The organism is Burkholderia sp. WTPI3, assembly GCF_021483755.1.
Lineage (GTDB): Bacteria > Pseudomonadota > Gammaproteobacteria > Burkholderiales > Burkholderiaceae > Burkholderia.
Window position 1 is genome coordinate 1 of sequence record NZ_JAGIXF010000014.1, and the last position, 23,301, is coordinate 23,301.

Sequence of the window (23,301 nt, forward strand, 5' to 3'; positions counted from 1 at the left end):
AACGACAAACCCGCTCCCCCTCCCCCTCCGCCCGGCGGCAATCACGGCAACGACTTTGCGCAGTTCGGCGATGGCTCCGGCGCAACGGGCAAGAACTCGATCGCGCTCGGACAGAACGCGAAGGCGTCCGGCGACGAAAGCGTCGCGCTCGGCACCAACTCGACGGCATCGGGCAAGAACTCGGTCGCACTCGGCAACAACTCCGTTGCCGACCGCGACGACACGGTCTCCGTCGGCGCGCCCGGTCAGGAGCGGCAGATCACCAACGTCAAGGCCGGCACCGCCCCGACCGATGCCGTAAACGTTCAGCAATTGCGCGACCAGATCGGCGGTGTGCGTAACGACATCGACCACTATCGCCGTGACGCCAGCGGCGGCATCGCGTCCGCCCTCGCAATCGCGAACCTGCCGCAAGCGTCGCTGGCGGGTGAAAGCATGGTCTCGATCGCCGGCGGCACGTATAGCGGGCAGTCGGCCGTCGCATTCGGCCTGTCCACCGCCACGCGCAACGGGCGCTGGGTGGTCAAGGCATCCGGCTCCACCAATACGCGCGGCACGGTCGCGATCGGCGCCGGCGCAGGTTATCGCTGGTAAGCCAGCGCGACACGGCCGTCGATATCACGCGATCAGGGGCCTGGCTTCGCTCGGTGCGAAGCCAGGCCCCTTTTCCGTTTGCTGCGCGGAGCGACTGACCTTCGCCACGCCCCGTTACGGCCCGCGACCTATCCTCGCCCCTTCCACGGCACAACCCGCCGCTCGACCCAGCGCATCGCGAGATCGAACAGCCACGCGATCGCGCCAATGATCAGGATCCCCATCACGACGATGTCGGTGCGCAGGAAGCTCGATGCATTGAGCACCATCTGCCCGAGCCCGGCCGTCGCGGCGACCATCTCGGCCGCGACGAGCGTCGTCCAGCCGAAGCCGATCGCGATCCGCAGCCCGGTGAGGATTTCCGGCAGCGCGGCCGGCAGCACGACGTGGCGCACGATCTGCGCGAAGCTGCCGCCGAGCGAATACGCGGCATTGATCTGCTCGACCGTCGCCGCGCGCACGCCGGCGCGCGCCGCCATCGCGATCGGCGCGAAGCACGCGAGGAAGATCACGACCAGCTTCGCCGTTTCGTCGATGCCGAACCAGATCACGACGAGCGGCAGGTACGCGAGCGGCGGCAGCGGGCGGTAGAACTCCAGCAGCGGATCGAGCACACCGCGCGCGATGCGGCTCACGCCCATCAAGATACCGGCCGGCACGCCGATCGCGGTCGCGAGCGCGAACGCGCCGAACACGCGCGCGGCGCTCCACAGCAGATGCTCCGACAACGGCAGGCCGCCCTGAATGCGGCCGTGCCACGCGTCGACGAACGCCGTCCACACCGCTTCCGGCGCGGGCAGGAACAGCGGCGGCAGCCACTGCCGATGCGTCGCGACCCACCACAGCACGGCCAGCGCCGCGACCGTCGCCGCGCTCAAGGCCGCCGTCTTCCCCTGCCCCGGCAACCGGTAGCGATGCGACGCACGCGCCGGGAGCGTTGCATCGCGCCGCTGCGTGCCGCGCTCGTTTTCTCCGAACCCGGTGGCCGCTCGATCGGCCGCCCAGGAATCCTGCGTGCTCATGTCGTCCTGCCTGTGCAAAGTACTGATCCGGCCGCGCCCGACGGACGTGCCCTGCCGCGCGAACTCGCGCATCACGCCGTCTCCCCGACCGGCTCGTCGCGATGCAGATACGCGATCAGCCGCTCGCGCCACGCGATGAAATCCGGCGACGACTTCACCGCGCGTGCATCGCGCGATTCGACGTAGCGCCGCGCGAACGGCAGCTCGAACGTCTCCGCGATACGCCCTGGCCCGGGCGTCATCACGACGAGACGCGTCGCGAGGAACAGCGCCTCCTCGACGTCGTGCGTGATGAAGAACACCGTCTTGCCGGTGCGCGCCCACACGTCGAGCACGAGCGCCTGCATCGTGCCGCGCGTCATCGCGTCGAGCGCGCCCATCGGCTCGTCCATCAGCAGCACGCGCGGATCGCTCGCGAGCGCCCGCGCGATGCCGACGCGCTGCTGCATCCCGCCGGACAGTTCGTACACGCGCGCATGCGCATGGCGCTCGAGCCCGACGAGCGCGAGCATCTCGCGCGCCCGTGCATCGCGTTCGGCCTTCGACACGCGCGCGAAGCGCAGCCCGAGCGCAACGTTCTCGAGCACGTCGAGCCACGGCAGCAGCGCGTATTTCTGGAACACGACACCGCGATCGGCACCGGGGCCCGTGACCGGCACGCCGTCGACGCGCACGTCGCCCGTCGTCGGCGCGACGAAACCGGCCATGCAGTTCAGCAGCGTCGTCTTCCCGCACCCGGACGCGCCGAGCGCGACGACGAATTCACCGGACTCGATGCGCAGGTCGACGCGCGCGAGCGCCTGCGTCGTCGGCCGGCCGCGCTCGCCCGGATAGGAGACCGATACCTGACGGACTTCCAGCGTGCTCATGATCGTGGGCTCCGCGATGAGTTTCCCGAGTTATCCGAATGGCCGTGCTTAGCGCGCGGCCTTCTGCACGAACTGCGGATCGACGCCGACCGAGTAATCGGCGAGCACCGTCTGGATCGTGCCCTGCGATTTCAGGAACGCCGCGGTGGCCGCGAGCGACTTCGCGGCGCCCGACTGCGCGCCGCCGCCGAGCCACGTCGGCGACGCCTGCTCGGCCAGCGTCGGGAATGCGTAAAGCGCGAGGCCCGCCGGCACGTCCTGCGCGTTCGCGCCAGACACCTTCGCGACCGCCGCGACCTGCGGCGAGCCGACCTTCCACGCAGCCGCGTGCGCACGGTAATCGGCGTCGGCCGATGCAAGCACCTTCACGAAGCGCGCGACGAACTCCGGGTTCTCGCGCGCGAACTTGCGGCTCACGACGAAGCCGTCGAAGGTCGCCTTGCCGCTTTCCTTCGCGACCTGGCCCGACGTCGTCAGCACCGTGCCCGACTGCTTGACCTTCGCGAGCACCGGATCCCAGATGTAGGTCGCGTCGATATCGCCGCGCGCCCATGCAGCCGCGACTTCGGGCGGACGCAGGTTGACGATCTTCACGTCGTTCGGATTGACGCCCGCGGCCTGCAGCGCGACGAGCGTATGGAAATGCGACGTCGACACGAACGGCACGCCGATCTTCTTGCCCTTCAGCGCGGCGACGCTGGTCACGCCCGAGCCGTTGCGCGCGACGAGCGCCTCGGCGTCGTTGATGTTGTCGAGCACCCAGAACAGCGAGATGTCGAGCCCCTGCGACAGGCCTGCCGCGATCGGGCTGGAGCCGGCTTCACCGAGCTGCACGGAGCCCGACGCGAGCGCGCGGATCACGTCGGCGCCGCTGTCGAGCTTGCGGAACGTGACCTTGTAGCCGGTCGCCTTTTCGACTTCACCGCTCGCCTGCGCGTAGCGCCACGGCACGACCATGTCCTGGTACGCGATCACGACCTCGCGCGATTCGGCGTGCGCCGCGCCGAGCGTGGCAAAGGTGGTCAGCGCGACGACGGCGCGGCGGATGAAGCTGAAACGGGACATGCGGCTCTCCTTCGAATGCTGGCATTGCTGCGGGAGAGCCGACTTTACGAGCTTTGCGCGCGACGGGAGCGAACTTATCCTGCGAAGCTATCGATGGCGTTACAGCTTTGCTTTTCATGCTTTATTGGATCGTGCGTTCGGTCGGATGGCGATTGTCGTGCGAAGACGCGGGCAGCGGCCGCGCCAACGAAAAAGCCCGCAAGCTGCGGGCTTTTTGACTGCGGGACATCTGCAGATGGAGGCGAATGCGGCGCTCAGACCACCCCGGCCCCATGCGCCTGCAGATCGGCGTGATAGCTCGAGCGCACCATCGCGCCCACGGCAGCGTGCGTGAAGCCCATCTTGTAAGCCTCTTCCTCGTACATCCTGAACGTATCCGGATGCACGTATGCACGCACCGGCAGGTGGTGCTCCGACGGCTGCAGGTACTGGCCGATCGTCAGCATGTCGACGTCGTGCGCGCGCAGGTCGCGCATCACCTGCAGGATTTCCTCTTCGGTCTCGCCGAGGCCGACCATCAGCCCCGACTTCGTCGCGACGTCCGGATGCTGCGCCTTGAAGTCCTTCAGCAGCTTCAGCGAGTGCGCGTAGTCCGAACCCGGGCGCGCTTCCTTGTACAGGCGCGGCACCGTTTCGAGGTTGTGGTTCATCACGTCGGGCGGCGCCGCGTTCAGGATCGAGATCGCGCGGTCGAGACGGCCGCGGAAGTCCGGCGTCAGGATTTCAATGCGCGTTTCCGGCGACTGCTCGCGCACTTCGCGGATGCACTCCACGAAGTGCGCCGCGCCACCGTCGCGCAGGTCGTCGCGATCGACGCTCGTGATCACCACATACTTCAGCTTCAGCGCCGCGATCGTGCGCGCGAGGTTCTTCGGTTCGTCGGCGTCGAGCGGATCGGGACGCCCGTGGCCCACGTCGCAGAACGGGCAGCGGCGCGTACACTTGTCGCCCATGATCATGAACGTCGCGGTGCCCTTGCCGAAGCATTCGCCGATGTTCGGGCAGCTCGCTTCCTCGCACACGGTATGCAGGTTGTGCTCGCGCAGGATCGTCTTGATCTCGTTGAAGCGCGAGCTGCCGGTGGCCGCCTTCACGCGGATCCACTCCGGCTTCTTCAGCTTCTCGATCGGAATCACCTTGATCGGGATGCGCGCCGTCTTCGCCTGCGCCTTCTGTTTGGCGGTCGGATCGTAGGCCGGGGTCGCGGCCGAGTCGGCCGGTGCGGGGGAAGCGGTAACGTCAGTCATTCGAATGTTCCAGTGCCTGCGGCTTGTCGGCGGCCGCGGATTCGCCATCGAGGTTGGCAATCAGACGACCCACCAGCGTGTGGGCGACGTCGTTCCAGTCGGCGGCAACCTCGAGGCTCGCCATGTCGACGGTTTCCAGTCCGGCATAGCCGCACGGGTTGATCGCGAGAAACGGGCGCAGGTCCATCTTCACGTTCAGGCTCAGCCCGTGATAGCTGCAACCGTTACGGATCTTCAGGCCCAGGGCCGCGATTTTCGCGCCTTCGTGCACGCCGGATGCCACGTAGATTCCCGGCGCGCCCGCCTTGCGGACCGAAGCGAGATTATACGCCGCAAGGGTTTCGATCACGGCCTCCTCGATCTTCGTCACGAGCGAGCGCACCATCAGCTTGCGCCGGCGCAGGTCCAGCAGCAGGTAGACGACGATCTGGCCGGGGCCGTGGTAGGTGATTTGTCCGCCGCGGTCGACCTTCACGAGCGGCACGCCGCTGTCGGCCACCAGCAGGTGGGCCGGGTCGCCGGCCTGGCCGAGCGTGTAGACGGGCGGATGCTCGACAACCCAGATCTCGTCGCCGGTATCGGCCGTGCGCGTGTCGGTGAACGCGCGCATCGCGTCGAAACTCGCCTCGTAGGCCTCGCTGCCCCGCCAGCGCACGGTGACCGGCGACCCGGGCTGAACCGGGGACCCGGCGGGCGATTCGGAAACGGCAACAGGCTTGGGCACAATGGAAACCGGCGAGACGGACATGGGCGGTAGTTTACCGAAAACCCATGGGTCTCGCCGGCCCTGGAAAGGGACGGATCGTGCGTATCCGTCGGACGAAAGGTCCGTCAGACGGTGCGCCAGCCGTCGTGAAGCAACGCGCGCACGCGATTGCGCAGTCGCGCGAGCCCGCCGAGCGCGACTTCCGCGGGCGGCCGCGACACCGAGAACGCGACGTGCGCGCCCTGCCCGCTTTCCGCGCTGAGCCACAAGCGCTCGCCGCGGCGCAGCTTGAGCGTCTCGCCGTCGACCAGGAAGTAGTCTTCGACGTCGTTGCTGCGCGTCGCCCAGACGGGTCCGCCTCGAACCGTCAGGCGCGTGCTGCGTTGCACCCGCATCGGTACGGTTTCGCCTGCCGGGATTTCGAACGTGATGCTTGAGGAAATTTCTTGCATGATCGACTCCGCCAATAAGTGCTTCGATGGCTACAATCGTAGTCATTTAAAGGCGCCCGACCAAACGACCAATTTTCACGTCGATGTGAGGAAAATTAGCAAATGGACCTCCGCCAGCTCCCTGCGCTGAATGCGATTCGCGCGTTTGAAGCCGCTGCCCGTCACGAGAATTTCTCCCGCGCCGCCGACGAACTGTTCGTCACGCACGGCGCGGTCAGCCACCAGGTGCGCGCGCTCGAGGAGGAGCTGGGCGTGCAGCTGTTCGCGCGCAACGGCAAGCGGCTATGCCTGACCGGCGCCGGCATGCGCTACGCGCAGCAGGTACGCACCGCGCTGATGATGCTGTCCGACGCAACACGCGAAGTGCGCGCGAGCGATCGCGACCGGCGGCTGGTGGTGTCGATGCTGTCGTCGTTCGCCGCGCGCTTCGTCACACCGCGCATCGGCACGTTCATCGAGCGGCATCCGGAAATCGACGTCGAACTGCAGTCGACCAACACGCTGACCGATTTCGCGCGCGACGACGTCGATCTCGCGATCCGCTTCGGCTTCGGTACCTATCCGGGGCTGCACGTCGAGCCGCTGTTCGACGAAGTGTTCTTTCCGGCATGCTCGCCGACGCTGAACGGCGGCAAGCTGCCGCAAACGCCGGCCGATCTCGTGCACTACAACCTGTTGCGCTCGGACGACGAGCTGTGGCGGCCGTGGTTCGACGCGGCGGGGCTCGACACGCTGACCGAGCCGAAACGCGGGATTCTGTACCAGGATTCGTCGAACCTGCTGCTGGCCGCGATCGACGGCCAGGGCATCGCGCTGGTGCGCCGCTCGCTCGCGGTGCACGACCTGCTCGACGGACGCCTCGTGCGCCTGTTCGACATCGACGGGCCGAGCCCGTGGCATTATTTTTTCGTGTGTCCGCCGCCGCTTCTGAACACGCCGCGCGTGCAGGCGTTCAGGACGTGGATTCTCGAGGAAGTCGCCAAGTTCAAGCTGCTGTGCGACGAGCTGGACGTGCGGCGCGCGGCGGGGAAGACCCCCGCCGAGTGCGCGCAGGAAGGAGGATGGAAGGGACTCAGAGCACGACTTTGACCATCGGATGGCCGGTCAGTGCGCGGTAGATGTTGTCGAGCTGTTCCTGGCTCGTCGCGCGCACGGTGATCGTGAGGCCGGTGTAGTTACCGCCGCTCGAGGCGCGCTCTTCGATCTTCTCGACGTCGATCTCGTTGTCGTGAACGGCCACGACCTTGAAGATCGTGTCCTTGAATTCCGGGTGCGCCTTGCCCATGATCTTGATCGGGAAATCGCACGGGAACTCCAGCAGCGACTCCTTCCGGGTATCGATCGCGCCGGTGACCTCGATGGTTTTGGTCGGTTCGCTCATCACTTTCTCCGGGTTAGGTCAAACTGTTCAAACTCGCGCGCTTTCGCGCGCTGGTACGCGTCGTACAACGCCGCGAATACGGGGCCCGGCTTGCCGCCCTTTACGGGCAGATCGTCGAGCGACGTAACGGGCAGAATTTCCTTCGTGGCCGACGTGATCATGATTTCGTCGGCCGAGCGCAGCTCGACCTCGCTGATCTCTCGCGCGACAAACGGAATCCCGCACTCGTCGGCCAACTGCTCGACCAGCGCATAGCGGATCCCTTCGAGGATCTTGTTGCTGCGCGGCGGTGCCATCAGCTCGCCGTTCTTCACGATCCACACGTTCGACGACGAACCTTCGGTCAGGTTGCCGTCGCGCAGTTGCAGCGTCTCGAACGCGTCGTGCTCTGCCGCATGCTGCGCCATCAGCACGTTGCCGAGCAACGAAATCGACTTGATGTCGCAATGCAGCCAGCGACGATCCTCGGCCGTCACGCAACGCACGCCCTGCGCGCGCTCTTCGTCCGGCGGCAGGCGCAGCGGGCTCGTCATCGCGAACACCGTCGGCACCGCATTCGGCGGGAACGCGTGGCCGCGCTTCGCGACACCGCGCGTCACCTGCAGGTAGACGAGCGCGTTGCTGTCGACGAGGCCTTCCGCGTTCGCGGCGAGCACGCGCTCGATCAACGCGCGCCAGCCGGCCGCGTCGTGCGGGTTGTCGATGCCGATTTTCTTCAGGCTGCGCGCGAGCCGGTCCAGATGCTGTTCGATCCGGAACGGCACGTGCGCGCCGTCATGCGCATAAACGGGCACGACTTCATACACGCCATCGCCGAAGATGAACCCGCGGTCGAGCACCGGGACACGGGCTTGCGACAGCGGCACCAGCTCCTCCTGCGACGACACGCTGAGGTAGACGATCGGTTCGAATTCGGCTTGGCTCATGGCTATACCAGATGGGGATGAAGTCGTAAAAACAAAGGCCCGTCGTGCTTACTTCTTCTTGCTGAACATCAGCAGGATCGAGTCCCAGATACGTCCGAAGATACCCGCTTCCGGCACGGCCTGCAGCGCGACGACCGGGAACTCCGACAGCGTCTTGCCGTCGGCGACGATCTTCACGGTGCCGACCTGCTGGCCTTGTGCGAGCGGCGCGATCAGCGGCGCGTTCACGTCGACTTCGGTCTTGACCTTGTCGCCGAGGCCGCGCGGCACGGTCGCCCACTGGTCGCTCTTCACGCCGACCTGCACGGTGTTTTCCTTGCCCTTGTAGATGCGCGGCGTCGACATCGCCTGGCCGCCCTTGAACAGGCGCACCGCATCGAACGCGCTATAGCCGTAGTTCAGCATCTTCATGCTGTCCTGCGTGCGCTCGCCTTCCTTCTGCTCGCCCATCATCACCGACACGAGGCGGCGCTGGCCGTCGACACCCGGGATCGCGCGCTTCGCCGACGCGATCAGGCAGTAGCCAGCCGCCTGCGTGTGGCCCGTCTTCAGACCGTCGACCGTCGGATCCAGCCACAGCAGCCGGTTGCGGTTGCCCTGGCGGATGTTGTTGTACTTGAACTCCTTCTCCGAGAAGATGCTGTAGTACTGCGGAAAATCACGGATCAGGTGCGCGGACAGCTTCGCGAGGTCGCCGGCCGTCGTGTAGTGGTTCGGGTCGGGCATGCCGTTCACGTCGGCGAAGTGCGTGCCCTTCATGCCGAGGCGCTGCGCCTCGTCGTTCATCATCGTGACGAACTGCCCTTCGCTGCCGCCGACCAGTTCGGCCAGCGCGATAGCGGCGTCGTTGCCCGACTGGATGATCATCCCGTACACCAGGTCGTGCACCGACACCGGCTTGTTCGCCTCGATGAACATGCGCGACTCGTCGCGGCCGACGCGGCGCACCGCATCGCTCGGCGTGACGATCTGCTCCATCGAGATCTTCTTCTTGTCGAGCGCCTCGAACACCAGGTAGGCCGTCATCAGCTTTGTCAGCGAAGCGGGTTCGACGCGTTCGTCGGCGTTGCCCGACGCGAGCACCGTGTTGCTCGTCGCATCGACGAGCACCCACGAGCGCGCGTTTACGCCCGGCGGCGGCACCGCGCCGGGCATGAAGGTCGCGGGCGCGCCGGTGAACTGCTCGGCGGCGGGCGCCGCATGCGCGGCCCGGGCCTTGGCGGCCGGCTTCGCCTCTGCGACGACGATCGTCGACGCGAGCGCGACGGGCAGCATCACGCCCAGCGCGACGTTACGCGCGGCGGTGCCGAAGGCGATGGAAGAAGCGAGGGACTTGAGGCCTTGGGGTGACAGACGCATGATCGATTCAGGCTGATGGCAGAAAGTGCGGCGCGAAACGCGCAGGGTTGAACGGCAAGGCGGCAGGCGTTTCGGCGATTCACCCGACTTCGTCGAGCGACACGAAACGCGCCGGTTGGACTCGTGCGGACGCGTTCGGTTCGCGGCCGTCGCGAGCGGGCGGACAGGCGGCGAAACGAGCGCCGCATGGGCCCAGCCGGGCCGCGGGCGACGCGAAATGCGGCCATTATACGTGGCCGCGAACAGCACTTTCGCGAACCGTGCGCCGGGTGGCCGCGCATCGGCTTCCAGAGGATAGCGCGGCTTCATGGCCGGCGATTGCGATCGAAGCCGCGCGAAAGGCGTGCGCAGGCAGTGCGCAAGTCGGGTTGCGCCGCGCGGCGGAGAACCGGTGCGACCGCCTAGAGCCCCGGTGCGCCCTGCTGCCTCGACGTGTTTCCGCCTGGCAACGCGCGGCACGACGGGCGGGCGACATCGGCACCGCACGCCCGGTCAGCGGATCAACGCCACGCGTCGACGATGATGCGCTTGAGCACGTGCAGCTTGCGATGGAAGAAATGCTCGGCGCCGGGAATCACGACGACCGGCAGCTCCTGCGGCCGCGCCCAGTCGTACACCGACGCGATCGGCACCGTGTCGTCGGTTTCGCCGTGGATCACGAGCGTGTTCTCGGGCACGTCGGCGACCTGCCAGCGGCTCGCGGCCGTGCCGACGAACACCATCCGCTCGATCGCCTCGCCCGCGTCGCGCACCCGCTTCGCGACGTGGGACAGCACGAAGGTGCCGAACGAGAAGCCCGCGAGCACGAGCGGCAGGTCCGCATAGGCCGGCTGCGCGCGCATGTGCGTGAGCACCGCGAGCAGGTCGTCCGCTTCGCCGATGCCGTTGTCGTGCACGCCTTCGGTCGCGCCGACGCCGCGGAAGTTCGACCGGTACACCACGTAGCCGAGCTGGACGAGCGTGCGCGCAAGCGTTTGTGCGACCTTGTTGTCCATCGTGCCGCCGAACAGCGGATGCGGATGCGCGACGAGCGCGATGCCGCGCGGCGCGGCGGTGCCTTCGCGCACGGCGTCCGGCACGTCGACCGCGATTTCGATCTGCCCGACCGGGCCGGCGATCAGCGACTTCTGCGTATGAACGTTCATTCGGCCGGCCCGCTCAGATCTTCAGGCGGTCGACGACCTTGCCGTCGCGCAGGTGCGATTCGACGATCTCGTCGATGTCGGCCTGATCGACATACGTGTACCACGTGCCTTCCGGATACACGACCATCACGGGCCCTTCCTCGCAACGGTCGAGGCAGCCGGCCTTGTTGATGCGGACCTTGCCGGGCCCCGCGAGGCCGAGTTCCTTCACGCGCTTTTTCGCGTATTCCTGCATGGTCTGCGCGTCGCATTGCGCGCAGCTCGGACGCTCGGCGCCCGGATCGCGCTGGTTCAGGCAGAAGAAAACGTGGTGCTGGTAGTAGGAATCCATGATGGTGACGTGCGGCCCGGCGCGGTGCCGGGCGAAGAGAGGGGCGATTGCCGCGGTGCCGTGCAATCGAGGATGCGGACGATTATAACGAGCGGCGCGCGCCGCTGCCCGCGATCGAGCCGCGGCCGCCCCGCCGGAATCGCCGCATCAGCGCCGCACCGCCGCGGGCATCCACGCGCGCTCGACGCGCAGGCCGAGCCAGATCAGCGCCGCATAGGGCCACATCCACGCGAGCCAGCGCGCGATGCTGTTGAAGTGCACGTAGCGGCCCTGCCGCCAGCCCGACAGCGTGAAATCGAAGAAAGGATTGACCGGCAGCAGGTTGACGAGCGTCACGCCGGCCAGCAGCGCGAGCGCCGCGAGCAGCGCGCGCCACGTGGCCGGCACGCGCAACGCGATCAGCGCCGCCGCGAAGCCGAGCTCGATGCCGAGTCGCGCGCCGGGCGTCGCCCACACGACGACGAGGCCGGTGGTCGACTGCATGAACGTCGCGGCCGCCTTCAGCACGAGCGTGGCGACGACGAACGCGATCAGCAGCCGCACGCGCGGCGCGGCGGCGCGCATCGCGAGCGACGCGATCGCCAGCACGGCGAACAACATCAGGCCGCCGAGCGCGGCCTCCCATGCGGAATCGGACAGCCAGCCGTCGACGCGCTCGGGCCACTGGCTCACCTGCCACGCGGCCGGCAGCCACGCGAGCAACGCGTCCTGCATCGACCCGTCGGCGCGCTCCCACAGCGCGGCCGGCCAGTCGCCGATGCCGAACAGGAACGGTGACGGAAAGAGGATCGCGAACGGCCACATCCCGGCAAGCAGCAGCGGCGTCGAGCCGTCGGTTTCGAACCACGCGAAACGCAGCCGGCGCAGTGCGCCACGATCGAGCAGCGCACCGGTGGCGGGTGCCGCGAGCGCCGCGCCGAGCAGCGCGCCGAGCGCGTTGGCCGCGAGATCGAGATTCGACGCGACGCGCGTCGGCAAGTAGGTCTGCAGCGCTTCCATCGATCCCGACAGCAGCACGCCCAGCACGCTGACGATCAGCGTCGCGGCCACCCCGCGCCAGCGCGGATGCAGCGCGAACACGCCGAGTGCGCCGAACGGCATGTAGCCGAGCACGTTGGTGACCACGTCGAACGCGGTCACGTAGCGTTGCATCGGTGCGAAAAGGTAGTCGAACGGCCCGATGCCGAGCGACACCCAGCCCTCGAACGGATACAGCGACGCATAGACGACGAGCGCCGCGTAGGCGGCGAACGCCTGGCGCGCCAGCGACGACGCGCGATGCGTGTCCGGCGCGTTCATCTCGAGCGCGCGTCACGGCGTGCCCGCGTACGCCTGCACGCCGACCCAGGCGGCGATCTGCGACACGAGCTCGTCGCTCGCAGCCGCGAGCGCACGCGCGCCGCCAGCCGCATCGGGCGTGCTCGACGGCGCGCGCGCGATGAACGTGCGCTGGCCGAGCACCTTGCCGTCCTGCATCAGCGTCGCGCGCGCGGTGACCGCGCCGTGACTCTGCGACTGCCCGTCGAACACCTGCTCGAATTCGTTCAGGTCGACCTTCAGCGTCGGCGCGCGTATGCCGTCGGAGCCTTCGAGCACCGCGCCGCGCGACGACAGCGCACCACGCAGCCGCTGCGTGAGCAACTGCGCGGGCGGCGCGGTCCAGCGGCTGTCGCGATAGACGGCCATGCGCTGCGCATCCGCATACGCGAGGCGGTAGACGAACTTGTCGGAGTCGAGCGCATCGGGCGCGGCGACGTCGAGCACCTTCAGCGCGGGGCCGGTGCCGGCCGTCACGACCGGCGCGGCCGGCCCGAGGTCGTAGCGAACGTTCGACAGCGCGACACTGTTGCCGGCACAGCCGGCGGCGAGCGCGAGCGTCAGCACCGCGAGCGCGGCTGCGGCCGGCCGCAGCGCGCGATCAAGAATTCGTGGCATGGCGTGATCCTGCATGATGTTTCCGGTTTCGATGGGCGTTACTGCCCGGCCGTCGCACTCGGCCAGACGAAGCCCGCTTCGCCGGGCCCGGGCGCGGAGCCGGGCGAACCGAACAACAGACTGCTCGGGTTGCGGCCAAGTTCACCGGCAACGTCCTTCAATTGCCGCGACGCGTCGCCGACGCTGCCCGCCAGCGCGTTGAAGCGCGGCAGCGTGTCGTACTGCACGCGCGCGTTCAGATCGTTCAGCGTGATGCCGACCTGCTCCGCGGCCGTGCCGGCCTTGTTCAGGTTAGACACGAGCGGCCCGTTCGGCTGCAGCAGCGTGTTGGCCGACGCCATCGTGCGATTCACTTCGTGCATCGTCTCCGGCAGCGCGGCCACCGCCGGCGCAAGCTGCTTCGACAGCGTCGCCGCGCCGTCCGCCGCATGCTGCAGGCTTTCGGCCGTCGCGCGCAGCTGTTCGCGCATCTCCGGCGACATCAGCGCATTCGCGCTTTTCGCGGCCTGCTCGAGCTGCCGCAGCAGCACGTCGCCGCGCTCCTGGATCTGGTCGAACAGGCTCGGCCGCATCGGGATCTGCGCGATCGCCTTCGGCGACGACGGCAACGGAGAAAGGTCGCGCCCCGTATCCTCGAGCTGCACGAACGCGATGCCCGTCACGCCCTGGAAGCCGAGACTGCCGTAGGTCGACTGCGTGATCGGTGCGTCGTGGTCGACCATGATCCGGATCCGGATCTGCCCCGGATGCGTGCGATCGAAGCCGATCGACTGCACCTTGCCGACGTCGAGGCCGCGAAAGCGCACGGCCGCATCGGGGAACAGGCCCGTCACATTGGTGCGCGCGAGCAGGTCGTACGGCACGCGCACGGTGCGGTCGACGTTGAACCAGAACACGGTGCCCGCGATCGCCAGCGTCAGCGCGATCGTGAACAGGCCGGCCCAGAACGCATGTGATTTGTTTTCCATCAGGGGGTTCCTTGTCCTTGCCTGTTACAGCTCGACGCTGGACAGCGCCGGTTCGAGGGCCGCCTTCGGCAGCTTCGCGCGCCGCTCGGGCGGCAGCGCCTGCAGTGCGCGGCGCCCGCGCAGCCCCAGGAAATATTCGTGGATGAACGGATGGTCGACGTTCGCGACCTCCTCGACCGGCGCGGCGACCAGCACCTTGCGGTCGGCCAGCACCGCCACGCGGGTCGACAGCGCGACCATCGTGTCGAGATCGTGGGTCACCATCACGACCGTCAGCCCGAGCGTGCGGTGCAGCGTCGCGATCAGCTCGACGAATTCGTCGGAGGCCTGCGGGTCGAGCCCGGCAGTCGGCTCGTCGAGGAACAGCAGCTCGGGCTCGAGCGCGATCGCGCGCGCGATGCCGACCCGCTTGATCATCCCGCCCGACAGCGCGGCCGGCATCTTCGACGCGTGCTTGCACGGCAGCCCGACCATCTCGAGCTTCAGCATCACGATGTCGTGCAGCAGGTCGGGCGGCACGCGGCCGAGCTCGCGCAACGGCTGTGCGACGTTGTCGAACACCGTCATCGACGAGAACAGCGCGCCCTGCTGGAACAGCATCCCGGAGCGCGTGCGCATCATCCGCGCGCTTGCGTCGTCGATCGTCGACGTGTCTTCGCCGAACACCTTGATCGTGCCCGACGTCGGCCGCTCGAGGCCGAGAATCTGCCGCACCAGCGTCGTCTTGCCCGAGCCGGAGCCGCCGACGACCGCCACGATCTCGCCGCGCCGCACATCGAAATCGAGCTTCTGGTGAACGATGTTGCGCCCGTAGCGCTTGGTCAGGTTGCGCACCTCGATCACGAGGTCCTCGCCGTGCACCGCGGCGGCCGGCGGCGTGCCGGCCGATCCGGCGCCGACGCCCACGGCATCGGTCGGAGCGGCATCGGCCGCCGTTTCTTTCGACGCGTTCATCCGAGCCCCACGTTCTGGAACAGGATCGCGAACACCGCGTCGGCAAGGATCACGACCGTGATCGACGTGACGACCGACGTCGTCGTCCCCTGGCCGAGGCTCTGCGAGTTCGCCTTGATCCGGAAACCGAAATGGCACGCAACCAGCGCGATCAGCATGCCGAACACGACGCCCTTGCCGACGCCGATGTACAGGTTCGCGATCGGCACGACGCCCGGCAGCGAGCGCACGAAGTAATTGACGTCGATGCCGAGCACCACCTTCGCGGCGAGCGCGCCGCCCGTCAGCGCGATGATGTTGGTCCACATCACGAGCAGTGGCATCGCGACACCTAGCGCGAGCACGCGCGGCAGGATCAGCCGCAGCCCGTGCGGGATGCCCATCACGCGCATCGCGTCGAGCTCCTCGGTCACGCGCATCACACCGATCTGCGCGGTGATCGCCGACCCGGAGCGGCCCGCCACGAGGATCGCCGACAGCACGGGCCCAAGCTCGCGGATCACCGACAGCCCGAGGATGTTCACGATGTAGCGGTTCGCGCCGAACATCTGCAACTGCTGCGCGGACAGGTAGCTGAGCACGATGCCGATCAGGAACGCGACCAGCGCGGTGATCGGCAGCGCCTGCGCGCCGGCGCTGTAGATGTTCGCCGACGTTTCCTTCCACGGCATCGTCTGCGGGCGGCGCAGCACCGACAGCGCGTCGAGGATCACGAGGCCGAACATCGCGATGCCGCCCTGCAGGTGTTCGCCGAACGAGAAGATCGTCTGGCCGAGGCGCGTGACGGGATCGACACGCACGATGCGCTCGGGCGCCTCGCGCTGGCTGTCGAGGCGTTCGATGCGCTCGAAGATCGTGCGCTGCGTCGCGCTCAGCGCGACACCGTCCGGCAGCTTGCGACCCCATACGCGCCAAAGCGCCTGACCGCCGACGTGGTCGAGCCGTTCGATACCGGACAGATCCCATTCGCTCACGCGCCCGGACGCGATGCCCGCGACGCGGCGCGCAACCGCGCCGCGATTGCGCGCGAGCGCGAGCGCAGTCCATTGGCCGTACAGGCGCACCGTCTGGCCCTGACCGCCGGCGTCGACCGACAGGCCGGGAGGAGTCTCGAAGTCCAAAGGCGGGTTGTTTGCAAAAGGATGACAGCGGCCATTGTAGCGAACCGCCCGGCGCCGCGACGTGAGGATTTCCGTCGACGCCCGCCGCGCCGGCCGCGCGTCCACCTTTCATTCTTCCGTCACGTTTCCTTTCGATACTCTCACGCGCCGCACATCAGGCCGTCGGCGCCCGCGCCGCCATCTCGCTGCGCGCCTCGCGAATCATCGCGATTCACAGAACAGAACACCGAACAGGACAATCGATGCGTCTCCCCCCGCTTTCCCGCCACCGAGCGACCGGCGCCGCCGCACTCGCCAGCCTCGCCTTCGCCCTCGCCGGTTGCGGCGGCGACGACGTCACCTCGCCGTCGTCGTCGCAGCCCCCGGCCCAGGCGCCCGCCGGCACCACCGCCACGCTCGCGCTGCTCGAAACGACCGACCTGCACACCAACGTGCTGTCGTACGACTATTTCAAGCTCGCCGCGGACAACTCGCTCGGTTTCGAACGCGTGTCGACGCTGATCGCACAGGCGCGCGCGCAGTACCCGAACACGCTGCTGCTCGACAACGGCGACACGATCCAGGGCACCGCGCTGTCCGACTACCAGGCGCTCGTGAAGCCGGTCGGCTGCGACCAGACGCTCGCGATCTACAAGGTGATGAACGCCGCGAAGTTCGACGGCGGCGGGATCGGCAACCACGAGTTCAACTACGGGCTGCCGTACCTGTCGCAGGTGACGGGCAACACGTTCGACGTCGACGGGCTGCCGGCCCCCGCGCAGCAGAAGAAGTGCGCGGGCCCGAACTTCCCGCAGGTGCTCGCGAACGTGATCAGCGCGAAGACCAACGCGCCGCTGTTCACGCCGTACACGATCCTGACGCGCACGGTGACGGCCGTCGCGCCGGACGGCACGACGGTCAGCGCGCCGGTGAAGATCGGCATCATCGGCTTCACGCCGCCGGCGATCATGAACTGGGACAAGCGCTGGCTCGACGGCAAGGTCTACACGACCGGCCTGAAGGAAGCAGCCGAGAAGTACATTCCGGAGATGCGCGCGAAGGGCGCCGATCTCGTCGTCGCGATCTCGCACGGCGGCCTCGACGACTCCGCGTATTCGCCGACGATGGAAAACGGCAGCTGGTGGCTGTCGAAGGTGCCCGGCATCGACGCGATGCTGATCGGCCATTCGCACCAGGTGTTCCCGGACGCGAGCAGCACGGTCGCGCAGTTCAACCTGCCGGGCGTCGACAAGGTAAAGGGCACCGTCAACGGCGTGCCGACCGTGATGGCAAACTACTGGGGCAAGCATCTCGGCGTGATCAAGCTCGGCCTGAAATTCGACGGCAAGGCATGGAGCGTCGACAGGTCGCAAACGACCGTCGAGGCGCGGCCGATCCAGAACGCCGACAAGAGCTACGTCGCCGCCGATCCGTCGGTGTCCGCCGCGATCGCCGCCGAACACCAGGCGACCATCGACTACGTGAAGACGCCGATCGGCTCGACCGACTACCGGATGAACTCGTATTTCGCGGACGTCGGCGATCCGGGCGCGATCCAGATCGTCAACGAGGCGCAGGCCGACTACGTGAAGACCTACGTGCAGGCGAACCTGCCCCAGTACGCGTCGCTGCCGGTGCTGTCGGTCAGCGCGCCGTTCAAGAGCGGCTTCGGCGGCGGCAGCGACTACACCGACGTCGCGCCCGGCGCGCTCGCGATCAACAACGCGGCCGACCTGTACCTGTATCCGAACACCGTGTACGCGGTGAAGGTGAACGGCGCCGACGTGAAGAACTGGCTCGAGACGGCCGCGAAGCGCTTCAACACGATCGACCCGACCAAGGCGACCGTGCAGCCGCTCGTCAGCAGCTTCCCCGGCTACAACTTCGACATGTTCACGTCCGCGGATCTCGCATACGAGATCGACGTCACGCAGCCCGTCGGCAGCCGGATCAGGAACCTGACGTACAAGGGCGCGCCGATCGACGCGAACGCGCAATTCATCGTCGCGACCAACAACTACCGCGCGAGCGGCGGCGGCAACTTCCCGGGCCTCGACGGCAGCAAGACGATCTTCGCGTCGCCCGACGCGAACCGCGACGTGCTGATCGCGTTCATCAAGAAGCGCGGCGCGATCACGCGCGCGGCGGACGGCGCGCAGCGCAGCTGGCGCTTCACGAAGCTCGCGAGCTCGGTTGCGCACGTGCGCTTCACGTCCGCGCCGAATCGGCTCGGCGACGCGACGGCAGCGGGCCTCACCGGCCTCACGCAGGTCGCGGCCGACGACGGCTCCGGCAAGAACCTCGCCGTCTACGAGCTCGACCTGACGCGATGACCATGAGACCCGTGATGCAACCGATCCGGACGATGCGGCCGGCCGAAGCCGGCTTCGCGGCTGCCGCGCGGCGCCTGCTGCGCGCGAAACTCCCGCCGGCCGCGCTGCTCGCGGCAACCGCCGTGACCGTCGCGGTCGCTGCCGTGGCGACCGGCTGGCGCGCGACCGGCCCCGCGCCGAGCACCGCGCAACTCGACGAGTGGCAGGCAATGGTCACGCAGGCCGTCGAGCCGCACGCGCTTGCGCAGTTGCGCACCCTCGCGCGCCGCGGGTCTGGCGACGCGCAGGCGGCGCTCGGCATCGCACTCGTCGATGCGCACGAGCCGGGGCTGCGCGACGAAGGGCGTGGCTGGCTCGAAACCGCCGCGCAGGACGACGGGAAGGCAGATACGCCTGCCGTGCGGCGGGCGCAGCTCGCGCTCGGCAAGGCGCTGCTGCTCGGCAGCGGCGACCTCCCGAAGGACTATGCACGCGCCCGCGCGCTGCTCGGCGAAGCGGCCGGGCATGGTGATGCGGCGGCCGCGTATTACCTCGGGCTGATCTATCGCAGCGGCTACGGCACCGCCGCCGATCCCGTGCAGGCCGCGCACTGGTTCGAGCTCGCATCGCGTGCGGACATCCCGGCCGCGGACTTCATGCTCGCGAACGCGTACCGCGACGGCAGCGGCGTGCCGCGCGACGAAGCACGCGCGCTCGCGCTGTATCGCCGGGCGGCCGAGCACGAGTTGCCGGAAGCCGTGCAGACGCTCGCGATGGCGTATCGCAACGGCGAACTGGGGCTCAAGCCCGATGCGGACGAATTCCACGCGCAGTGGATCGAGACCGCGCATGCGTTGAAGCATCCGGTGGTGGCGCCGTGACGGTGCTTCGGCAGCGCGGGGGGAATGCGCGGCGGCGGCACGAACCGCGCGCAGGCGTGCTAGCGAGTTTCGGACAGTTCGCATGGATTATCACAACCATCCGATGAACACGCCGGAATGAACTCAATCTCCACTTGGTTGCGCTCGCCCGGCGGGATAACGGAGTTACTTCGCCATATTTTAGATTCGACATGAATTCGATCTTTCGAAACACCGAGATCGAGCAGATACGCCTGAACAGCGATCGCCCGGTTACGGGCGATCGCAATTGCATCACGCTCATGCTCATCGGAATATCCGTAGATCACGACGGGACCGTTGTTCGCGGCACTGTTCCGAACAGTAATCAACAAGCTGGCTAGGGCCACCCTGTCGACATTCGAAATGGTCACGGCGCCGTGCTCGAGCTTACTCGAATATTGCAATGCAAAACTGCAAGCAAACGCAGCACTTGAAGCACACAGCGCCACAAGACTAATCAACGCACAGGATATACCACGCAATATTGTCTGCATTTCTAATTGCCATTGCTGGATTTTCCTTAGCGAGCCGCTTGCTGAGGAATTGTCCATAGGTGTTCTTGTAGTCAAGCGCTCCGAACGTATCAAGAAAATGAGCGCATTCGTGAACAATGGTAAGTTGCATCGAGGAAAATGTGCCTGCACTCGTGTCTGGCAGCTCACAGAACTTGGGGGTAGTCGATATCGTATGCGTTGCAGTATCGGGGCCGCAAACGTGCGCAACCTCTCCAGCTAGATTCTTGGTATTCGGCGTACATCCCAGCACCCTATCAAGTTCGGGATCGGAGCGAACGAAATTCCTTGCCGCCAATCCATTCATGACCGTAACCAGGGCGGCCAATCCATTCGTCAGCACACTTCGAATAGGCTCGTCGGCTATCCCAAACCACTCCCTGACTCTTGCCCGTGCGGGCCCTTTCCAGGCATCAAGCTCGTCAATTCGCTGCGTGATTATTTTCACGGCGTCGTCGCGCAAAGTCAGGACTCTCGTACGAAATTCCGCATCGGTCATGTTTTCACAGATTGGTGGTTCGTCGACGGCCAGTAAAAGCTCCACCTTCGAGCCATGCACGGTGTTTGCCACTGCTGAGTCGTGTACAGTCACGTACTCGTAGTCATCATGCGGCATCGTTCTTCTCGACTATCTCGATTCTCAGCTTCTCCGCGCAGCGCGTAGCAACGCGCTGTGTATGCCCCATACTATCGGTCGTGCCACTGAAGAGCTCGCCGGAACTGGTATGTATTCGGTATGACACACGGGCCAAAGGCCGCCCGGTCTTCGCGTTTTTCAATACATACTGCTCGTCGTATTCAGCATCAGCAATTGGCCGGTGCGAAATTCCATTTCCTGGTTCTTTCGACTCAACCGCAGACGTGTGGCCGACAAACATCCTCATACCTCGCTCGGCATGGAAGACAGGCGGCGGATTGCACCCGCATGCATTGACATCTCCGCTCAACGCCCATGGCTGGCCATTTGGCGCTCTGCCAGGCAACCTCGGGCCTTTCGGCGAGACAAACCCTTCCTGCTTACAGGCCGAGCAATAGGTTTTCATGTAGAGCGTGGCGATCTGCACGCGTGGCGGTGGATTGGAACACGTGACGGACTCCAACCCCTCCGTAATCGTGGCACTGCCACCCCGATCGCCTCTGGCGAGGAAATAGCGGATCATGCTGCGCCACCTCGACCCATCGCGCTCCGCCGGTTTTCGTCAACGACAGCGCCCCTCGCTGCAAATCCGGCGGCTGTCGACCTGCCGGTAATGCCTCCGTCTCCTCGCGGCATACGCCGACAGACGACCGCCAAAGCAATCCTTGGTAACGCGTGCCCGCTATGACTCATCTGAATTTCCTTTCATCATTGATTGGCGAAACACTCGCTGTTCCAAAATGCGCGATTGGAATAGGAGAATCAATCAGACGAATTCGAAATCCTAATCAGTCGACGTCGGTCGATTATGGTTTTCCAATAGGCATTCCAAAAACGCAAAAGGTACTGTTTTACGTGTGTCTATACACCTTCGTCAGGATGCATGCCCGCCCAGAGGAGCAACGGCACATTCGCGCTTGGTGCGTTACACCGATCTCCGCTCATGCTTCAAACAGTTCGACCACCGCCCGCTTACCGACCCGCCCCGGCCCCTGTCGCTACAATAGGCGCCATGAACGCCCCCACCTCCTCCGACACGCCCGATTCCGGCGACGCGCACATCGCGCGCAACCGGCTCGAGGCGCACCTGGACGCCGCGCCTCGCGCGTGGCCGCTCGACATCGTCGCCGCCACCGGCTCGACCAACGCCGACGTCGCAACCCGCTCAAGGCACTGCCGCGCACCGCGAACGGCGCTGCCCGCACCGCTCGCGCGTGGCGTTCGAGCAGACGGCCGGCCGCGGCCGGCAAGGCCGTCCGTAGGTTCGCGCAGCCTGCAACGCGCTGCTTGTGCTCGGTCGGTTGCATCGTGCCGCGCGCCGTCGACGCGCTCGGCGGCCTGAGCATCGCGATCGGCGTCGCGCTCGCGGAAGGGGTTTCGGCGCTGCCGCTCGACGCCCGCACGCGCGTCGCGCTCAAATGGCCGAACGACCTGCTGCTGACGGCGACCGACGACGGCACGCCGCGCATCGTCGGCAAGCTCGCCGGGATCCTGATCGAAACCGTCTGGACCACCGCCGACGCGACCGCCGTCGTGATCGGCTTCGGCATCAACGTGCGCGGCGCGGAAGCCGTCGCCGCGCAGGTCGACGCGCTGCGCGCGCGCGAAGCGACGCTCGCGAGCGGGCTGCCGCCGGCCGCGCTGTCGGCCGCGTGCGCATCGGCAAACCTCACCGACACGCTCGCCGCCGCACTGAACGCACTGACGCCGGCGCTCGCGCAGTTCGGGACCGACGGGCTCGCACCGTTCCTGCCGCGCTGGCACGCGCTGCACGCGTACGCGGGGCGTGAAGTCGTGCTGCTCGAACAGGGCGTCGAACGCGTGCGCGGCATCGCGACGGGCATCGACGCAACCGGCCAGTTGCTGCTCGACACGCCGGACGGCATGCAGGCGATCGCGGCCGGCGACGTGTCGCTGCGCGAAACACAATGAGCGAACCGCATCTGCTGATCGACGCCGGCAACAGCCGGATCAAGTGGGCGCTCGCCGACGCGCAGCGCACGCTCGTCGACACGGGCGCGTTCGGCCATACGCGTGACGGCGGCACCGATCCCGACTGGTCGAGCCTGCCGCGTCCGCGCGGCGCCTGGATCTCGAACGTCGCGGGCGCCGACGTGGCCGCGCGACTGGACGCGTTGCTCGACGCACGCTGGCCGGGCCTGCCGCGCACGACGGTACGCTCGCGTCCCGTGCAGTGCGGCGTGACGAACGGCTATACGACGCCCGAACAGCTCGGCAGCGACCGCTGGGCCGGCCTGATCGGCGCGCGCGCGGCGTTCCCGGACGAACACGTGCTGATTGCGACGTTCGGCACCGCGACGACGCTCGAGGCACTGCGTGCGGACGGCCGCTTCACCGGCGGGCTGATCGCGCCGGGCTGGGCGCTGATGATGCGCGCGCTCGGCACGCACACCGCGCAGTTGCCGACGCTGACCACCGACATCGCGAGCGGCCTGCTCGCGGGCGCGCAGGCCGAACCATTCCAGGTCGATACGCCGCGCTCGCTGTCGGCCGGCTGCCTGTATGCGCAGGCGGGGCTGATCGAGCGCGCGTGGCGCGATCTCGCCGATGCATGGCGGGCGCCGGTTCGGCTCGTGCTGGCCGGCGGCGCGGCCGACGACGTCGCGCGTGCGCTGCCGCTGCCGCATACGCGGCACGATGCGCTGATCCTGTCGGGACTCGCGCTGATTGCCGCGGAAGCGGCGGCGCAGGATTGACGGAAAGCGGCTGGCAATGGCGCCGGCGGCACGGCCGAAAGCCCGTGCCGCGGGTTTCGCGACAGTAACGGCGGGCCTGCACGCATCGTGACCTGCCCCCACATGCAGACGGATGCCGACGGCAGCACGCATACGCGGCCGGGCCGCCGCAAACGGATCCATCGGCC

At 67.2% G+C, this 23,301-nt stretch carries 25 protein-coding genes; 6 read left to right on the forward strand and 19 right to left on the reverse strand.

Annotated features, from left to right (window positions below; all coding sequences use genetic code 11):
• Positions 1–594, forward strand: a 594-nt coding sequence (locus tag J7024_RS09920) for a YadA family autotransporter adhesin (RefSeq protein ID WP_234745014.1), incomplete at its 5' end; no start/stop codon positions are given.
• 128 nt (positions 595–722) lie between these two features.
• On the opposite strand, the gene J7024_RS09925 is transcribed toward J7024_RS09920, so the two are convergent.
• The 6 genes from J7024_RS09925 to J7024_RS09950 form a co-directional block, all read right to left on the reverse strand.
• On the reverse strand, positions 723–1,688 hold the full coding sequence (locus tag J7024_RS09925; protein WP_124827826.1) for an ABC transporter permease: 966 nt from the start codon (positions 1,686–1,688) through the stop codon (positions 723–725).
• Positions 1,688–2,485 (reverse strand): taurine ABC transporter ATP-binding protein, encoded by a 798-nt coding sequence (locus J7024_RS09930; RefSeq protein ID WP_124827825.1) that lies wholly within the window; start codon positions 2,483–2,485, stop codon positions 1,688–1,690. The genes J7024_RS09925 and J7024_RS09930 overlap by 1 nt, the downstream gene beginning before the upstream one ends.
• 48 nt (positions 2,486–2,533) lie before the next feature.
• Positions 2,534–3,550 (reverse strand): taurine ABC transporter substrate-binding protein, encoded by a 1,017-nt coding sequence (gene tauA / locus J7024_RS09935; protein WP_124827824.1) that lies wholly within the window; start codon positions 3,548–3,550, stop codon positions 2,534–2,536.
• A 254-nt stretch (positions 3,551–3,804) separates the two neighbouring features.
• Positions 3,805–4,797, reverse strand: coding sequence for a lipoyl synthase (lipA, locus tag J7024_RS09940; RefSeq protein ID WP_124827823.1), 993 nt, complete (start codon positions 4,795–4,797; stop codon positions 3,805–3,807).
• Positions 4,790–5,545 carry a lipoyl(octanoyl) transferase LipB gene (gene lipB / locus J7024_RS09945; RefSeq protein ID WP_234745015.1) on the reverse strand — a complete coding sequence of 252 codons (756 nt, stop codon included), beginning with the start codon at positions 5,543–5,545 and terminating at the stop codon, positions 4,790–4,792. The genes lipA and lipB overlap by 8 nt, the downstream gene beginning before the upstream one ends.
• An 83-nt stretch (positions 5,546–5,628) precedes the next feature.
• Positions 5,629–5,955 carry a DUF2917 domain-containing protein gene (locus J7024_RS09950; protein ID WP_124827821.1) on the reverse strand — a complete coding sequence of 109 codons (327 nt, stop codon included), beginning with the start codon at positions 5,953–5,955 and terminating at the stop codon, positions 5,629–5,631.
• Between the two features lie 102 nt (positions 5,956–6,057).
• Between J7024_RS09950 and J7024_RS09955 the strand changes: the two genes are divergently transcribed.
• Entirely contained in the window at positions 6,058–7,044 is a 987-nt protein-coding gene (locus J7024_RS09955) for a transcriptional regulator GcvA (protein ID WP_124827820.1), read from the forward strand.
• Here the strand turns inward: J7024_RS09955 and J7024_RS09960 are convergent.
• The 10 genes from J7024_RS09960 to J7024_RS10005 form a co-directional block, all read right to left on the reverse strand.
• A complete protein-coding gene (locus J7024_RS09960; RefSeq protein WP_011353335.1) occupies positions 7,028–7,336 on the reverse strand; it encodes an HP0495 family protein in 309 nt (102 codons plus the stop codon). The two genes, J7024_RS09955 and J7024_RS09960, sit on opposite strands and share 17 nt — an antisense overlap.
• On the reverse strand, positions 7,336–8,262 hold the full coding sequence (locus tag J7024_RS09965) for a D-amino acid aminotransferase (protein ID WP_124827819.1): 927 nt from the start codon (positions 8,260–8,262) through the stop codon (positions 7,336–7,338). The genes J7024_RS09960 and J7024_RS09965 overlap by 1 nt, the downstream gene beginning before the upstream one ends.
• Before the next feature lie 48 nt (positions 8,263–8,310).
• Positions 8,311–9,621, reverse strand: a complete 1,311-nt coding sequence (locus J7024_RS09970; RefSeq protein WP_124827818.1) for a D-alanyl-D-alanine carboxypeptidase family protein — start codon at positions 9,619–9,621, stop codon at positions 8,311–8,313.
• A 500-nt stretch (positions 9,622–10,121) separates the two neighbouring features.
• Positions 10,122–10,766, reverse strand: coding sequence for an alpha/beta hydrolase (locus J7024_RS09975; protein ID WP_124827817.1), 645 nt, complete (start codon positions 10,764–10,766; stop codon positions 10,122–10,124).
• Positions 10,767–10,779: 13 nt separating this feature from the next.
• The gene (locus J7024_RS09980) at positions 10,780–11,097 is read right to left on the reverse strand and encodes a (2Fe-2S) ferredoxin domain-containing protein (protein WP_006485233.1); all 318 of its coding nucleotides are present in this window, start codon (positions 11,095–11,097) and stop codon (positions 10,780–10,782) included.
• Between the two features lie 147 nt (positions 11,098–11,244).
• A complete protein-coding gene (locus J7024_RS09985) occupies positions 11,245–12,396 on the reverse strand; it encodes a VanZ family protein (RefSeq protein ID WP_124827816.1) in 1,152 nt (383 codons plus the stop codon).
• 12 nt (positions 12,397–12,408) lie between these two features.
• On the reverse strand, positions 12,409–13,032 hold the full coding sequence (locus J7024_RS09990; protein WP_124827815.1) for an ABC-type transport auxiliary lipoprotein family protein: 624 nt from the start codon (positions 13,030–13,032) through the stop codon (positions 12,409–12,411).
• 38 nt (positions 13,033–13,070) lie between these two features.
• Positions 13,071–14,000, reverse strand: coding sequence for an MlaD family protein (locus tag J7024_RS09995; RefSeq protein WP_124827814.1), 930 nt, complete (start codon positions 13,998–14,000; stop codon positions 13,071–13,073).
• 24 nt (positions 14,001–14,024) lie between these two features.
• A complete protein-coding gene (locus tag J7024_RS10000) occupies positions 14,025–14,954 on the reverse strand; it encodes an ABC transporter ATP-binding protein (RefSeq protein WP_124827813.1) in 930 nt (309 codons plus the stop codon).
• Entirely contained in the window at positions 14,951–16,075 is a 1,125-nt protein-coding gene (locus J7024_RS10005) for an MlaE family ABC transporter permease (RefSeq protein WP_124827812.1), read from the reverse strand. Before J7024_RS10005 ends, J7024_RS10000 begins: the two co-directional genes overlap by 4 nt.
• A 242-nt stretch (positions 16,076–16,317) precedes the next feature.
• Here J7024_RS10005 and J7024_RS10010 point away from each other — a divergent pair, with 242 nt between their 5' ends.
• A complete protein-coding gene (locus J7024_RS10010) occupies positions 16,318–18,387 on the forward strand; it encodes a bifunctional 2',3'-cyclic-nucleotide 2'-phosphodiesterase/3'-nucleotidase (RefSeq protein ID WP_124827811.1) in 2,070 nt (689 codons plus the stop codon).
• Between the two features lie 14 nt (positions 18,388–18,401).
• Positions 18,402–19,247, forward strand: coding sequence for a tetratricopeptide repeat protein (locus J7024_RS10015; protein ID WP_124827810.1), 846 nt, complete (start codon positions 18,402–18,404; stop codon positions 19,245–19,247).
• 59 nt (positions 19,248–19,306) lie between these two features.
• Here the strand turns inward: J7024_RS10015 and J7024_RS10020 are convergent, their stop codons facing one another.
• From J7024_RS10020 to J7024_RS10030, 3 genes are read right to left on the reverse strand one after another with little or no spacing between them, the layout of a single operon-like run.
• Positions 19,307–19,819 (reverse strand): OmpA family protein, encoded by a 513-nt coding sequence (locus tag J7024_RS10020; protein ID WP_233409930.1) that lies wholly within the window; start codon positions 19,817–19,819, stop codon positions 19,307–19,309.
• Positions 19,722–20,396 (reverse strand): M35 family metallo-endopeptidase, encoded by a 675-nt coding sequence (locus J7024_RS10025; RefSeq protein ID WP_175750975.1) that lies wholly within the window; start codon positions 20,394–20,396, stop codon positions 19,722–19,724. The genes J7024_RS10020 and J7024_RS10025 overlap by 98 nt, the downstream gene beginning before the upstream one ends.
• On the reverse strand, positions 20,386–20,940 hold the full coding sequence (locus J7024_RS10030) for a hypothetical protein (protein WP_124827807.1): 555 nt from the start codon (positions 20,938–20,940) through the stop codon (positions 20,386–20,388). Before J7024_RS10030 ends, J7024_RS10025 begins: the two co-directional genes overlap by 11 nt.
• Positions 20,941–21,296: 356 nt before the next feature.
• On the opposite strand from J7024_RS10030, the gene J7024_RS10035 reads away from it, so the two are divergent.
• Together J7024_RS10035 and J7024_RS10040 are read left to right on the forward strand one after the other, a co-directional pair.
• Entirely contained in the window at positions 21,297–22,349 is a 1,053-nt protein-coding gene (locus tag J7024_RS10035; RefSeq protein ID WP_234745017.1) for a biotin--[acetyl-CoA-carboxylase] ligase, read from the forward strand.
• Positions 22,346–23,134 carry a type III pantothenate kinase gene (locus tag J7024_RS10040; RefSeq protein ID WP_124827805.1) on the forward strand — a complete coding sequence of 263 codons (789 nt, stop codon included), beginning with the start codon at positions 22,346–22,348 and terminating at the stop codon, positions 23,132–23,134. The genes J7024_RS10035 and J7024_RS10040 overlap by 4 nt, the downstream gene beginning before the upstream one ends.
• Positions 23,135–23,301 lie beyond the last annotated feature (167 nt).